We start from the raw sequence: 14,129 nt of genomic DNA, 5'->3' as shown, positions 1-14,129 counted from the left end.
TGTTTTCTTTGTATATAGAAGGCAGCATGATTTTGCCGGTTGGGACAGGTGACAGCCATAATGAAAAACGCCGTAAGGATTACCATATTCAGCGGATTCCTGATCTTACTCCTTTTTGCCATTAATAAATTTTTTCCGGTCAATGGCGGCTTTCTGGGCTACTTCAGCCTGTTGGTAACTTTATCCGTCATATTTATCGGGTTCATCATTTTCCTTGAAAACCGCCACCCCTCACAGACTTTGACCTGGCTCGTGGTTTTAGGCGGTTTCCCCCTGCTCGGATTTATTTTCTACCTCCTTTTCGGGCGGAACTACCGGAAGGAAAAGATGTTCCGGAAAAAATATTTCTTGGACAAAGAAGCTTTCAGGAAAGTCCAGGAAAACCATGGGAGAAATTATGCTGAAAAAGTACGGCAGATGGGGGAGCATCAAAGAAAGCTTTTCCGTTTGGCCCATGAAATCGGGAACAGCCCCATTTCCTTTGCTACCAGCACAAGAATCCTTACAAATGGAGAAGAAACCTTCAATCAGATCCTTGAATCTCTCCGGAATGCCACCCATCATATCCATATGGAATATTATATTGTCCGCCATGATCAAATCGGGATGGAGATTAAAGAGATACTCATGCAAAAGGCGGGGGAAGGGGTCAGGGTTAAATTTTTGTACGATGCGGTGGGCTCCTGGAAAATGTCCAAGAAGTATATTCGCGACCTCAGGTCATCCGGGGTGGAGACAGTTGCATTCGGTCCAGTAAAAATGCCGCTCCTGAACAGCAAATTCAACTTCCGGAATCACCGTAAAATCATTGTCATTGACGGCAATACAGGTTTTATGGGCGGCCTTAACATCGGTGATGAGTATCTGGGGCGCAATCCGCATTTCGGTTTCTGGCGTGATACCCACCTCATGCTGCAGGGGGAAGCGGTCCGTACACTGCAGCTCATTTTTCTGCAGGATTGGTATTATATGACCAATGACAGCTTTTTGACAGCTGAATATCTTACTCCGGTTCCCGAAGAGAACAATCATGGCGGAGTACAGCTGATTGCCGGGGGCCCGGATAATGAATGGAGTGTCATTAAGAATATTTTCTTCTCGATGATTACTTCTGCGAAAGAGTCCGTCTGGATTGCTTCTCCTTACTTCATCCCTGATGAAGACATATTCACCGCCATCAAAGTGGCTGCCCTGAGCGGGGTGGATGTCCGCCTGCTGGTGCCGCATCGACCGGATAAGCGTATTGTTTTCCATGCATCAAGGTCTTATTTTCCTGAATTGCTTGATGCAGGCGTCAAGATTTATGAGTATCAAAAAGGCTTTATGCACAGCAAGATTGTGATTGTCGACAATGAGCTGGCTTCTATCGGAACATCGAATATGGATATGAGAAGCTTTCACCTGAATTTTGAAGTCAATGCTTTTCTTTTTAAAACTCACAGTTCACAAAAGCTTGCTTCTGAATATCTGCTTGATCTTAATGATTCTCAGGAAATTACAGGTGCTCTGTTCGGAAAGCGGCATATTGGGTACAGGCTGCTTGAATCAACTGCACGCCTGCTGTCACCACTGCTTTAGGATTTATGACCATAACTAACATATTATGAGGAGAATGCCGCAGCAGCTGCTGCGGCATTTTTCTATGAAGGGGTAATCTCTGGCAGGATATCGATTTCAAACAGCGAATTATATAGTAATGTAAAAAGAAAGGAGGAGAATTATGCTGACAGCAATCCGTAAATCAGGCAAGTTTATCAACTCTGCTGACTTCACGGATAGGGAAACACTGCGGAAGCTCAAGGTAAAGGAGGGCAGCTTCCTCTGTCCAGTATGCAGGGAAAAGGTAATGCTTAAGGTTGGAACCAGGAAGATACCCCACTTTGCCCATTATAAGGAACATTCCTGTGAAGCATCCTTTGAAAATGAGTCAGAGTACCATATGAAGGGAAAGCTGGATATTTACCGGTGGCTGATAGCCAATAATGTGCATGCCAGGCTGGAAACTTATATAAAAAGCATCAAACAGCGCCCTGATATATGCTTTGTATATGCCGGGAAGAAATTTGCCGTTGAATTCCAGTGCTCCCCTATTCCAGAATCGCTGTTCGCCAGCAGGACTAGTGCTTACAAAGAGGCAGGCTTCACGCCCATTTGGATACTCGGAGGAAAAGAGATCAGGCGGACCTCAGCCCGAAAAGCAAGCTTCTCTGAATTCCATTATTCTTTTGTCAATCGTTCATCAGATGCTCCATATCATTTGCTTTCTTACTGCCCCGATGTACAGAGCTTTATTTTCCTCTCCAACATCTGCCCGCTTACCACCCGTAATGTCCTGACAGACTTCTCTGTCATACCGCTGCATCAAATGAAATTTCCAAATCTAATAACTGCCCCGCGGATTGTCCGTTTTCCGCCGGCAGACTGGCAGAAGGAAATCTGCAAGCTCCAGCAAACCTATTCGCTGACCCCCAATACATTCAAACATCCCTTCTACATGGCCATATATCAAGCAGGCTTACATCTCTCCCTGCTCCCGCCGCATATCGGCATTCCTGTCCTTCATTCTCTCTGGATTTCAACACCTCCGCTAGTCTGGCAGGCGTATCTGCATACTGACTGTTTCATAGGCCTGAAACCTGGAGAGAAGGTGACTGAGAATGAAATCCTGCAGTCTCTGAAGCGGCGCATACGTGCTGGAGACGTGAAAGTCAGGGAGCTCCCTCTTTCTGAAGGAGAATACAGACTGGCTGTTACAGAATATTTCTGCCATTTATCAGCATCCGGAGTCTTTCAGTTTGAAGGAGAGGGGAGATACAGGCTGGCTCACGAATGGACTATCCCTAAGACAATGGATGAAGCCGGAATACTAAGAATGCGCTTTTATACAGGAATGGCGAGATCTGAAGACACTCCCTTCCCATATGAAATGGGGAATAATGAAAACAGCAACTGACATACAATAAGGAGAGATTTATAATAAAGAAGGAATTTCCCTTTAAAGGTAGAAATAACTAGTGAACCGAATTTTTATTCGGACCACGAAATAACTGAAATGGAGGATATAGACATGGCAAATGAAACTGCGGTAAAGAAATTGCCTTCAAGAAGTGAAATAAAGCCGGAAGATACATGGAGGCTTGAAGATATTTTTTCAACTGACGATGCCTGGGAAAAAGAATTCCAGGAAGTGAAGCAGCTGCTTCCTGATGCGGGCGGGTTCCAGGGCAAGTTGGGGGACAGCGCAGACAAGCTGTATGAAGCGCTTCTATACCAGGATCATCTCCTTGAAAGGCTGGGCAGGCTCTACTCATATGCCCATATGAGATATGACCAGGATACGACCAATTCCTTTTACCAGGGACTGGATGACCGCATTAAAAATCTGTATTCCCAGGCAGCGAGCAGCCTTGCTTATATTGTGCCAGAGATTCTGGCAATCGATGAAGAGAAGATCAGCAGCTTCCTTGATGAAAAAGAAGAGCTAAGACTCTATAAGCATTCTTTGGAGGAAATCAACCTTCAAAGGCCGCACGTATTATCTGCAGAAGCAGAAGCACTGCTGGCACAGGCTTCAGAAGTCCTTGATGCACCAGGGAACACATTTGGCATGCTCAATAATGCCGATCTTGAATTTCCATCCATTAAAGATGAAAACGGGGAAGAAGTCGAGGTTACACATGGCCGCTATATCCGTTTCCTGGAGAGTGACGACCAGCGGGTCCGCAGGGATGCCTTTAAGGCGGTATATGATACTTATGGTAAATTCAAGAATACTTTTTCAAGCACCTTGAGCAGCAATGTCAAAAAAGATAATTTCTATGCGCGTGTCAGGAATTATGATTCTGCGCGCCATGCTGCACTTTCGGATAATAATATCCCTGAAAGTGTCTATGAAAATCTGGTCAATACGGTCAATGACAACCTCCATCTTCTCCACCGCTACATTAAGCTGAGAAAAGAGGTCCTGGGCCTTGAAAAGCTTCATATGTATGATCTCTTCACACCTCTTGTCAAAGATGTGAAGATGGAAATTCCTTATGATGAAGCAAAGGATTATGTACTAAAAGGACTGGAGCCGCTGGGAGAGGAATATCTTTCAGTATTAAAGGAAGGGTTTGAAAACCGCTGGGTCGATGTCCATGAGAATAAAGGAAAAAGAAGCGGGGCTTACTCTTCAGGTGCATATGGCACAAATCCATATATTCTGATGAACTGGCAGGACAATGTGAACAATCTGTTCACCCTTGCGCATGAATTCGGGCATTCTGTCCACAGCTACTACACAAGAAAAACGCAGCCATATCCTTACGGAAATTATTCAATCTTTGTGGCAGAGGTAGCTTCCACATGCAATGAAGCCCTCCTTAACGACTATCTGCTGAAAACGATTGATGATGACCAAAAAAGGCTTTATCTGCTGAATCATTATTTAGAAGGGTTCCGGGGCACGGTGTTCCGCCAGACCATGTTCGCTGAATTTGAACATCAGATCCACCAGAAAGCCCAAAATAATGAGGCATTAACAGCAGAGGCACTGACACAGGATTATTATGAGCTTAATAAAAAGTATTTCGGCGAAGAAGATATCATCATCGACGAGGAAATCGGGCTGGAATGGTCCCGGATCCCTCATTTCTATTACAATTACTATGTTTATCAATATGCTACAGGCTTCAGCGCCGCAACTGCACTAAGCAAGCAGATCCTCGAAGAAGGTGAGCCGGCAGTCGAAAGGTATATCAACTTCCTGAAAGCAGGAAGCTCGGATTACCCGATCGAAGTGCTGAAAAAAGCGGGTGTTGACATGACAAGCCCTGCTCCGATTGCAGATGCCTGCAAGGTATTCGAGGAGAAGCTGAACGAGATGGAAGAACTTTTGAACAGGGTTAAGCAGTAAAACAGAAAAGGGGATGGACTTATTCCCTTTGTGAAGTCCACACAATGTGAGAAACCACTCAAAAAGCATGTTAAATCGTATATGATTTAGCGTGCTTTTTTTAGTGGTAAAATTAATGTTTTGATATTTCTGTTTGCAAGTTAGGACTGTAATATGAAATGAAGAAATGCTGCCGGTGAAGCATTTTGATGGGCTGATGTATATGGGAGAAGTGCGGCAGTGAAGACTTAAGGTGAGTAATGCGCTGAATCTGGAGATTTGGCGCTTATTTGCGGACTGGAGATAGTTTGATTGGGAGGAGGGGGGCGTATATTTGCGAGTTTGTGAGGATATTTGCGGGATTTTTAATATATTTGCGAGTTTTGGGATATATTTGCGACTCTGCTGAGTTTATTTGCGGGTTTCCGTTCTTATTTGCGAGCAGGGATGGGAGGGACTGGCGGAGTTGAGCGGGCATCGGGCAGGAAGGAAGCTGCTGCAGGACGATATTAGCAACTTTTCCTGTTTATTAGCAACTTTCCTGGTTTACTAGCAACTTTCACCATATATTAGCAAGTTTTCAATTATATTAGCAACTTCCGCCATATATTAGCAACTCTGCAAACCTTCACCTCGGCATCCCTTTAAAACTGCTCCAGACTTGCTGGTCACACCTGAACAGTCACCTCCGCACTTCCGCTTAAAAACCTTTAAACCGCCTCCTTTCATTTATATACAGCACCAGGATTAGTAGGGCCACGAATAAAAGAGGGGAGGTGATGATGAGGGGCAGCATTTTCATGAGGCCCAATATATTCAGAATGAAAGCAGCAGTGACTGCCAGTATGATCAGAAATAAGATGACTTTGCTTTTAAGCATACTTAACCTCCTGGTTATGGTTTTAGGCTTCAGGGCTTGTATATGTATATGCAAAAAGCGGGGGATAATTTCGTGACAATTTTGTGAAGAGATGAACAATCTATTGTTCATTCTGCAGCCAGTATGATATGATGTATTTGTGACATAGTTCACAAACGATCAAACCCCCTTTCTATTATTGAAACATACACTCCCATCCTGAAATATAAGAAAAGCCCTGCATCTGCAGGGCTTTTCTTATATCCTGTGTTATTCTCCGCAATATCTCCAAAAAGTCCCGTATTTTGCAGGGAGCTGTTCGACCAGCTGCTTCAATTGGAGTTTTTTCATTTCTTTTTCTACTTGTGAAACCGTCATATTGTATACAACTGCAATTTCCTTGGTTGCTACCAGCTTGAAGTATCTTAGGAATGCTTCAAGGGATGGCGGCTCAGAAGGTTCAGGCTTCATCTGCAGCATTTCTTCAATGATCTGCACATACACCTCATAAGGGTAATAGCCTGTGACTTTAATTCCTTCTTCTTCAATATTTTCATTGAAAAATACAAGAGTAGGTATTTCCTGTACATCCATTTCTGAAGTGATTTTCAGGTCACATTGAAAAGCTTTAGCAGCGCTGTCTGAGTGGATATCGGCAACAAATTCGACAACGTCAAGCCCGACATTCTGTGCACAGGATTTGAGGACATCGAAGTTTGAAATGTTCTGCTTTTCAAGGAAAAGCACCTCCTGCAGCTTCCGCAGAAATCGGATCCCTGCTTTTCTTCCCTGCAGCTCGGCTGCCTTTATCGCGATGGAAGCCAGATGCGGGGACGAGACAGGGTTTTCAAACCAGACATTGCCATCACATGACATCCCTGAACGGCTTGCGGTTTTTTCCCAATAGTCCGCGAGGCTTTCCAGCCTCTGCTTCCTTCCCATGTTGAGGGAGGCAAGCCTGCCGCTAAGGACATGCTTAAAGGAAAAGTAGCTTCCATACTCTATCATCAGTTTCTTAATAATCGGTTCCAGCGCCCAGCACTCGGGACAGAGAGGATCGACGAACATGTAAATCTCAATCCGCTTTTTCTCGATGCCCTGGCAATGAGGAGATGCATGGATGAATTGAGAAGTTTCTTTTTCCCTCACTTGCTCTCACCTTTCATCATATCTTTTTCTGGTGTATTGATCATATGCTGTGCCGTTAATGCGAGCCGGGAGAAGAAATGCTGCCTGAAGTCGCCTTCCAATCCTGTTGCATCCATAGCCTGTTCCATGCATGACAGCCATGCCTTTGCCCTTGTTTCCGTAATTTCGAAGGGGAGGTGGCGGGCTCTTAGCATAGGGTGCCCATGTTCGGATGTATATAAAGCAGGTCCTCCAAGATATTGTGTCAGGAACTGTTTTTGCTTTCTGGCCGTTTCAGTCAGGTCATCAGGGAAGATAGGAGCGAGATCAGGGTGCTGTCCAACCAGGCTGTAAAAAACATCAACAAGCCGGTGAAGTTTTTCTTCGCCAATAGCATCGAACGGTACAGTCATTTTCTCGGCCATTATAAAAACTCCTTTTCGAGTTTAATGAGTAAGTTTCCAAAAGATTAGTTATAGCAGAAACATTATCTTTTAATATTCCTGTGCTTTCTTTATTTTAACAACGCCCTTTTTATATCTCAAACAAATAGCTTGAGGACAAGCAGCACAAAGTGGCGGCATTCATTACTTTAACCAATATCACGGAATTTTTCCAGCGTGAACCATTGTCAGCTCAATATGAAGGTTTTTCCCGCAAAAAAAAAGCCTTCCGCATAGCCTGGTCTGCAGAAGGCTTTCTCGCAAGGTTCTTATGCTAAGAAGCTGCCGGTCACTTTTTTTACATAGTTCAAAGTTTCTTTAAAAGGAGGGATGCCTCCGTATTTATCGACATTTCCCGGGCCTGCATTGTATGCTGCAAGCGCCTTTTCAATGTTGCCCCCATATCTGTCCATCATTTCACGCAAATATTTGCTGCCGCCAAATATATTGTCGCGGGGATCAAATATATTTTTGACGCCAAGGCCTTTGGCTGTTTCCGGCATGAGCTGCATCAGCCCGGAAGCCCCGGCAGCACTGACAGCACCGGGATTGAAGTTGGATTCCTGTTTGATGACAGAGTGGATGAGCTTGGCAGGAAGCTTGTACAGCTCTGCTGCCTCATTGATGATATCTGAAAAAGGTTCCCCATTTCCGCCGGAAAGCTTTGTAAAGCTTACTGGAGGAAGTGCCGCAGCCATCTTTCCAGACAGGAATGTTTCTCGTCCGGTTTCTGCAGACTCCTGTCCGCCGGGTGCCTCATCCGATGCCATCATTTCATTCATGATGCTGGTAAAGACACTGCCCAAGCCGGAGTCTGAAGGAGTACTGTTGCCGCCGAAATTCTGGAGGGCCTGGAGTTCAAGCATCACTTTCAGTTGGTCAATGTTCATTGCTGTCTCCTTTTATATAACTGCCAAAGCTTTAATCATTCAGCAGTGTGCATGTTTAATTTTTGACGGTAAAACCTCTTAATTTTATTTTCGGTCTTTCTTTCGGGAATGTTTAGGAGTTTCAGGAAAAGGATAAATTCCTTCTTTCCTTTTTCGCTGTCACTTACCTCATATTCTAATTCATAATCCTCGCAATTTAAATAGGAACTATGGTCGAGAACCATCAGGCCGCCATTATAAGCTTTTTCGGCCCGTCTGGTAGAAAGGGATCCAAAGTATTCAAGTTCAGCAGCAGGAATTTTCATGATTTCAAGCGCCTCTTTTATGAGGCCGTCCGGGATGCTTCCTGTTTGCATGCAGGCATCCGCTTCCGTTTGCGAAAGCTCTATATTTGTCTCGAGAAGCCCTTCGTCTGCCGGCTGCTTGAGCGTCATTTCATATGTCCCGTTTTTAAAACGGATTCTTAACGCGCTCATTTTGTCCTTGAGCTTAAAGTCCGGTGTATCAAAATAATGGTTTTCCTGCGAGAAAAAATCTGCCGGTTTAACCTGCAGAAAGGCTGCCGCCTTCTCAAATTCATGCTGCTCCAGCATGTTCTTGTATTCTATTTCAATGTGCTGTGAATGGCTCATATTATGTGTGCTCCCCTGAGTATAGTCATTTTTATTATCTCTTTCTTTCAGACAGACTTCAATCCTTAGGATATAGAAACAACCTGTGATAAAATAGGGGAGAGTATGGGAGGTTGGAATTCATGAATAAAAAAATAGACATAACCAATGCGGCACTGACAGAAACGAATGAGCTGCTGCTGGAGACAGAACAGGATATTAATGGGCTTAAGGCGAATGGACAGATGCTGGTCGATTCAGATAACCTGGCATTTGTTTATATTGCGGAAAGCAATGATGAATATACATACATAGTCCTATCAGAAGGCATATGGGCTGCCATGAGCCAGGCCCTCGCAGCAGGGGCGGATGCCTATCTGGCAAACGGCCCTGGCAGGCTGCATCTTCCTCAATTCAGGGAGGAACTCGGCTATCTGATCGAGAATATTAAAGGCAACAGCAATTATGGAGATGAAATGGTGGCAAAGGTGGAAGCCGCCTTCTGAAAAGCGCAATAGCCCCCGGCAGAAAGGCTGGTGCAACCCGGCCTTCCTCCGGAAAATAGAGAAAATGGGATGAGGTGAAGATGCGCATGAAGCATTGGGATCAATTTTTAGCACCTTATAAGCAGGCTGTCGAGGAATTGAAGGTAAAACTGAAAGGGATGAGGGGCCAGTTTGAACTTGATTCCTCAAGTTCCCCGATTGAATTTGTGACAGGCAGGGTAAAGCCGATTGCGAGCATATTGGATAAAGCCAATCAAAAGGGGATACCTCTTGATAAATTGGAAACCGAGATGCAGGATATTGCGGGCTTGAGGATGATGTGCCAGTTTGTGGATGACATAAAACTGGTTGTTGAAATGCTCCGCCGCAGGAACGATTTCGAGCTGATAGAGGAAAGGGATTATATTTCCCACAAAAAGGCAAGCGGCTACCGTTCCTATCATGTCGTCATAAGATATCCTGTCCAAACGATCAATGGCGAGAAAAAAATCCTTGTTGAAATCCAGATCAGGACGCTGGCCATGAACTTTTGGGCGACTATAGAACACTCATTGAATTATAAATACCGCGGCCAATTTCCAAAGGATATACAGATGAGGCTGAAAAGGGCTGCTGAGGCTGCCTTCCGCCTGGACGAAGAAATGTCCCTGATCAGAGGAGAAATCCAGGATGCACAGGCGTTCTTCACCCGGAAGAAAGAGCATCAGAAGGAAGGCGGAAGCTGACGGCGGCAAGGCTTCTGTCCACTACAAGGGCAAAGGTCAAACTGGGATTTTGAAAAGGAGAGAAAAAGCACAATGAAATTTGCCATTACGTCTAAAGGCGACTCCAAATCAAATACACTTATGCATAAAATGAAAACGTATTTACTGGATTTCGATTTAATATATGATGAGGATCAGCCGGATATTGTTGTATCCATAGGCGGGGATGGCACGCTTCTCTATGCTTTCCACCGGTACAGCAGCAGGCTGGAAAAAACGGCTTTCGTCGGCATACATACAGGACATCTTGGCTTTTATGCTGATTGGGTGCCGGAAGAAATCGAAAAGCTGGTGATTGCCATTGCCAAAACGCCGTACCAGGTGATTGAATATCCGCTTCTTGAAGTGATTATCCGCTACCAGCATGGAGGAAGGGAAACGAGATATCTGGCCCTGAATGAGTCGACAGTCAAGAGCATCGAGGGCACATTGGTAATGGACGTGGAAATCAGGGGACAGCATTTCGAGCGCTTCAGGGGAGACGGGCTCTGCCTGTCCACTCCATCAGGAAGTACGGCTTATAATAAAGCGCTTGGAGGGGCCATTCTCCATCCTTCGCTGCCTGCCATCCAGTTTGCGGAAATGGCTTCAATCAATAACAGGGTATTCAGGACGCTGGGTTCACCGCTTGTCCTGCCGGCCCATCATACGTGCATGCTGAAGCCGGTAAATGTACCGGACTTCCAGATTACAATTGACCATCTGACGCTCCTGCACAAGGATGTAAAGTCGATCCAGTTCAGGGTGGCGGATGAGAAGATCAGGTTTGCCCGTTTCCGTCCATTCCCATTCTGGAAAAGGGTGCATGATTCATTTATTACCGACAACTAAGAAGGGAAGGGCCCGTCCATGGATTCGTTCACATTAAATTGGAGAATCGATAAGCAGGACAGCGGACAGTCCATTAAAGATTATCTGAAGCAGCGTGAAATTTCCAAAGCTGCCCTGACTGATATAAAGTTCAGCGGCGGGAAAATCGAAGTGAACGGCAATGAGGAAAATGTGCGCTATACGCTAAATGAGGGGGACTGCCTTTCCCTCAGGTTTCCTTCTGAAATGCCGAGTCCAGGGATGGAAGCAGAAGACATTCCCCTGGCTATCGTGTATGAAGATCCTTATGTACTGGTTGTCAACAAGCCAGCCGCTATGAGCACGATCCCCTCAAGAGAGCATCCACGCGGAAGCCTTGCGAATGCACTTATCGGCTATTACAGGAAAATCGATCTGGCATCGACGGTCCATATTGTGACAAGGCTTGACCGTGACACTTCAGGGCTGGTCCTGGTTGCCAAGCACCGCCATGTCCATCACTTAATGAGCACACTGCAGAGGGAAGGCAGGGTTAAGAGAACCTATGAAGCCTTTGCAGAAGGAAAGCTATTCCCGGTAGAAGGGTCCATTGAGGCACCGATTGCGCGCAAAAAGGACAGCATCATTGAAAGGGAAGTCAATTTCCTTGAAGGGCAGTATGCCTGCACACATTATAAAGTAAAAGGAACCGGAGAGTTCACTTATGCGGAGCTGGTGCTTGAAACAGGGAGAACTCACCAGATTCGGGTCCATCTTTCCCATCTCGGCCATCCCCTGCTTGGAGACGGGCTGTATGGCGGGAATAAAAATCAAATCAGCCGCCAAGCCCTTCATTGCCGGGAGCTCCGTTTTTTTCATCCGTTCCTGGAGAGGGAGCTTTGCTTCTCAGCCGGGCTGCCTGATGATATGAAGGCACTGCTGGAATAGAAGACAGCCGCCTTTTTAGGCGGCCGTTTTACTATGCCGGCAGATGTTTAAAGGATGTCCCGGAACTTTTCTGCATTGAAAGGCATGGAGGAGCCGACAGAAACCAATTCCATTTCCGGGTATCTCAAGGCTGTAAGCTTGTTGCCAAAAACGGCACCTGTATCAATATTAAAGGTTGAATTGACGGTTCGCGGTTCCTTCACGGGCGTGTGTCCATACACAATGACCCTCTCTCCTTTATACGCCTTTGCCCAGTCCCTTCTTTCAGGAGTGCCATCTGCATTGTTCTTCCCGGTAATGTCTCCGTATAATACAAAAGTTTTCACCTTTGCATTATTTTTCCCGATATATTCTTCCTTGATCCCCGCATGGGCAATGACGAGCTTTCCCCCGTCAAGCACCTGATAGAGGGGAGCCTTTTCGTACAGTTCCATAAATTTTCTTCTTATTTCTTTTTTTTCCTTATGGGGAAGGGCTTCATATTCAGCAGCAGTGGTTTCAAGGCCGTGGGTAATCTGGACTTTGTTGCCCAGGAAAAAGCGGTAAAGCTTATTGCAATGGTTGCCCGGTGAATAATAGGCTTCCTGCCGCCTGGCAAGCTCCCAGACAATCTCAACCGTTTTCAGCGACTCGGGGCCCCGGTCAGTCAGGTCACCGACAAAAGCAAGCTTTCTCCCATCAGGATGGATGGGGATGCCGGTTTCCCAGGAATAGCCCGTCTTCATAGTGAGTGTTTTGAATTCAGCAAAGCATCCATGTATATCCCCAATGATATCAATTTTCATTCTGTTCCTCCTCCGCCTATCATTTAAGCAGGTCTTACTCAGTATATTTGAAATCCTCAAAATATTCCTGTGGGAAGATTTTAATGACGACAAAAAAACAAACATTTGCTAGTATAGTAAAGACTGTTTTAGTATACCCGGAAGGAGGGGTAAATCATGCCCGATATGCAAGAAAGACCCTCGGAGCAATATAACCGCGAGCTGCTGCTCCAGTCTTTACAAAATGAAGATTTAGATGTTTTCAGGGAGGAGTTCCTTGATCTGCACCCTTATGATCAAGCTTCATTTTTTAAGGAGCTGGAGGAAGAAGCCCGTTCAGTCATCTATCAATTCCTGTCCCCGGAAGAGATGGCAGGTCTCTTTGAAAATCTGGAAGTGGATGAGGAAGAATACAAAGATGTACTGGCTGAAATGAATCCAAGCTATGCAGCAGATATGCTGTCAAATATGTATGCTGATGATGCGGTCGATGTCCTGAATGAATTGGACAAAGACCAGGCTGCAAGCTATCTGACCATAATGGACAGTGATGCGGCACAGGAAATCAAAGACCTGCTGCATTATGAAGAATATACGGCAGGAAGCATCATGACGACCGAATTCATTTCGATCTCCGCCAATCAGACGGTCCGTTCTGCTATGTATATCCTGAAAAATGAAGCCCCCCGGGCCGAAACAATCTATTATGTATACGTAGTGGATGAAGACAAAAAGCTGGCAGGGGTCATTTCCCTCCGTGATCTGATTGTGAACGATGACGATACGATGATCGCGGAAATCACCAATGACCGGGTCGTCTCAGTGTCGGTGGGCGAAGATCAGGAGGATGTTGCCCGAAAAATTAAGGATTATAATTTCCTGGCCTTGCCGGTAGTGGATTTTCAGAATCATTTATTGGGAATCATAACAGTTGATGATGTAATGGATGTCATGGAAGAAGAGGCATCAGACGATTATTCCAAGCTAGCAGCGGTTTCTGACATGGATACTCTTGATCGAAGTCCATTTGCTGCTGCCAGAAAGAGGCTGCCATGGCTTATTATCCTGCTGTTTCTGGGGATGATGACTGCCAGTCTGATTGGACGGTTTGAAGAAACGCTGAGCAAGGTGTCCATACTGGCTGTGTTCATACCGCTTATCGCCGGCATGGCTGGTAATACGGGCACACAGGCCCTGGCAGTTGCTGTACGCGGGATTGCAACAGGCGACCTTGAAAGGGAGAACAAATCGAAGCTTATTTTCAGGGAAGCAGGGACAGGGGTCATTACAGGGACGATCTGCGGGATATTGGTCAGTCTCGCTGTATGGCTCTGGCATGGCGATATCTATCTTGGCCTGCTTGTCGGCATTTCCATTTTCTCTACATTGATTGTTGCAACACTCGCAGGGGCGCTCGTACCGTTGATCATGCACCGTATGAAGATCGACCCGGCAGTTGCTTCAGGACCTTTTATTACAACAATAAATGATATTATCAGTATTTTAATTTATTTTGGGATGGCCACATTGTTCATGAGCTATCTGATTTAA

14 protein-coding genes are annotated in these 14,129 nt (G+C 45.5%); 8 read left to right on the top strand and 6 right to left on the bottom strand.

The window, feature by feature from the left end; genetic code table 11:
• The first annotated feature begins 60 nt into the window (after positions 1 to 60).
• The 3 genes from cls to pepF all read left to right on the top strand — a co-directional run bounded on the left by cls (position 61) and on the right by pepF (position 4,897).
• Entirely contained in the window at positions 61 to 1,578 is a 1,518-nt protein-coding gene (gene cls, locus CYJ37_RS17605; protein ID WP_009794107.1) for a cardiolipin synthase, read from the top strand.
• A gap of 142 nt (positions 1,579 to 1,720) precedes the next feature.
• Positions 1,721 to 2,953, top strand: a complete 1,233-nt coding sequence (locus CYJ37_RS17600) for a competence protein CoiA (RefSeq protein WP_101550867.1) — start codon at positions 1,721 to 1,723, stop codon at positions 2,951 to 2,953.
• A 114-nt stretch (positions 2,954 to 3,067) separates the two neighbouring features.
• Positions 3,068 to 4,897, top strand: coding sequence for an oligoendopeptidase F (pepF, locus tag CYJ37_RS17595; protein ID WP_101550865.1), 1,830 nt, complete (start codon positions 3,068 to 3,070; stop codon positions 4,895 to 4,897).
• A gap of 679 nt (positions 4,898 to 5,576) precedes the next feature.
• On the opposite strand, the gene CYJ37_RS17590 is transcribed toward pepF, so the two are convergent.
• The 5 genes from CYJ37_RS17590 to CYJ37_RS17570 all read right to left on the bottom strand — a co-directional run bounded on the left by CYJ37_RS17590 (position 5,577) and on the right by CYJ37_RS17570 (position 8,828).
• Entirely contained in the window at positions 5,577 to 5,756 is a 180-nt protein-coding gene (locus tag CYJ37_RS17590) for a hypothetical protein (protein WP_009794111.1), read from the bottom strand.
• Positions 5,757 to 6,005: 249 nt separating this feature from the next.
• Entirely contained in the window at positions 6,006 to 6,884 is an 879-nt protein-coding gene (locus CYJ37_RS17585; protein ID WP_009794112.1) for a ClpXP adapter SpxH family protein, read from the bottom strand.
• Positions 6,881 to 7,288, bottom strand: coding sequence for a globin domain-containing protein (locus CYJ37_RS17580; protein WP_009794113.1), 408 nt, complete (start codon positions 7,286 to 7,288; stop codon positions 6,881 to 6,883). Before CYJ37_RS17580 ends, CYJ37_RS17585 begins: the two co-directional genes overlap by 4 nt.
• 287 nt (positions 7,289 to 7,575) lie before the next feature.
• Positions 7,576 to 8,196 carry a lytic transglycosylase domain-containing protein gene (locus CYJ37_RS17575; RefSeq protein ID WP_094768236.1) on the bottom strand — a complete coding sequence of 207 codons (621 nt, stop codon included), beginning with the start codon at positions 8,194 to 8,196 and terminating at the stop codon, positions 7,576 to 7,578.
• Between the two features lie 35 nt (positions 8,197 to 8,231).
• Positions 8,232 to 8,828 carry a CYTH domain-containing protein gene (locus CYJ37_RS17570; protein ID WP_101550863.1) on the bottom strand — a complete coding sequence of 199 codons (597 nt, stop codon included), beginning with the start codon at positions 8,826 to 8,828 and terminating at the stop codon, positions 8,232 to 8,234.
• Positions 8,829 to 8,950: 122 nt separating this feature from the next.
• On the opposite strand from CYJ37_RS17570, the gene CYJ37_RS17565 reads away from it, so the two are divergent.
• From CYJ37_RS17565 to CYJ37_RS17550, 4 genes are all read left to right on the top strand, one after another.
• Positions 8,951 to 9,313, top strand: a complete 363-nt coding sequence (locus CYJ37_RS17565; RefSeq protein ID WP_022543612.1) for a hypothetical protein — start codon at positions 8,951 to 8,953, stop codon at positions 9,311 to 9,313.
• Between the two features lie 86 nt (positions 9,314 to 9,399).
• Positions 9,400 to 10,038, top strand: a complete 639-nt coding sequence (locus tag CYJ37_RS17560; RefSeq protein WP_009794118.1) for a GTP pyrophosphokinase — start codon at positions 9,400 to 9,402, stop codon at positions 10,036 to 10,038.
• Positions 10,039 to 10,110: 72 nt separating this feature from the next.
• Positions 10,111 to 10,908 (top strand): NAD kinase, encoded by a 798-nt coding sequence (locus tag CYJ37_RS17555; RefSeq protein WP_009794119.1) that lies wholly within the window; start codon positions 10,111 to 10,113, stop codon positions 10,906 to 10,908.
• An 18-nt stretch (positions 10,909 to 10,926) separates the two neighbouring features.
• Positions 10,927 to 11,814, top strand: coding sequence for an RluA family pseudouridine synthase (locus CYJ37_RS17550; protein WP_101550861.1), 888 nt, complete (start codon positions 10,927 to 10,929; stop codon positions 11,812 to 11,814).
• 47 nt (positions 11,815 to 11,861) lie between these two features.
• Here CYJ37_RS17550 and prpE read toward each other — a convergent pair whose 3' ends face one another.
• Positions 11,862 to 12,599 (bottom strand): bis(5'-nucleosyl)-tetraphosphatase PrpE, encoded by a 738-nt coding sequence (gene prpE, locus CYJ37_RS17545; RefSeq protein WP_101550858.1) that lies wholly within the window; start codon positions 12,597 to 12,599, stop codon positions 11,862 to 11,864.
• 156 nt (positions 12,600 to 12,755) lie between these two features.
• On the opposite strand from prpE, the gene mgtE reads away from it, so the two are divergent.
• Positions 12,756 to 14,129 carry a magnesium transporter gene (gene mgtE / locus CYJ37_RS17540; RefSeq protein WP_009794122.1) on the top strand — a complete coding sequence of 458 codons (1,374 nt, stop codon included), beginning with the start codon at positions 12,756 to 12,758 and terminating at the stop codon, positions 14,127 to 14,129.

The organism is Bacillus sp. UMB0728 (assembly GCF_002858875.1).
Taxonomy (GTDB): Bacteria; Bacillota; Bacilli; order Bacillales; family Cytobacillaceae; genus Bacillus_AB; species Bacillus_AB infantis.
Note: the sequence above shows the minus strand (reverse complement) of the source record. Positions and strands in the feature narration are given on the sequence as shown.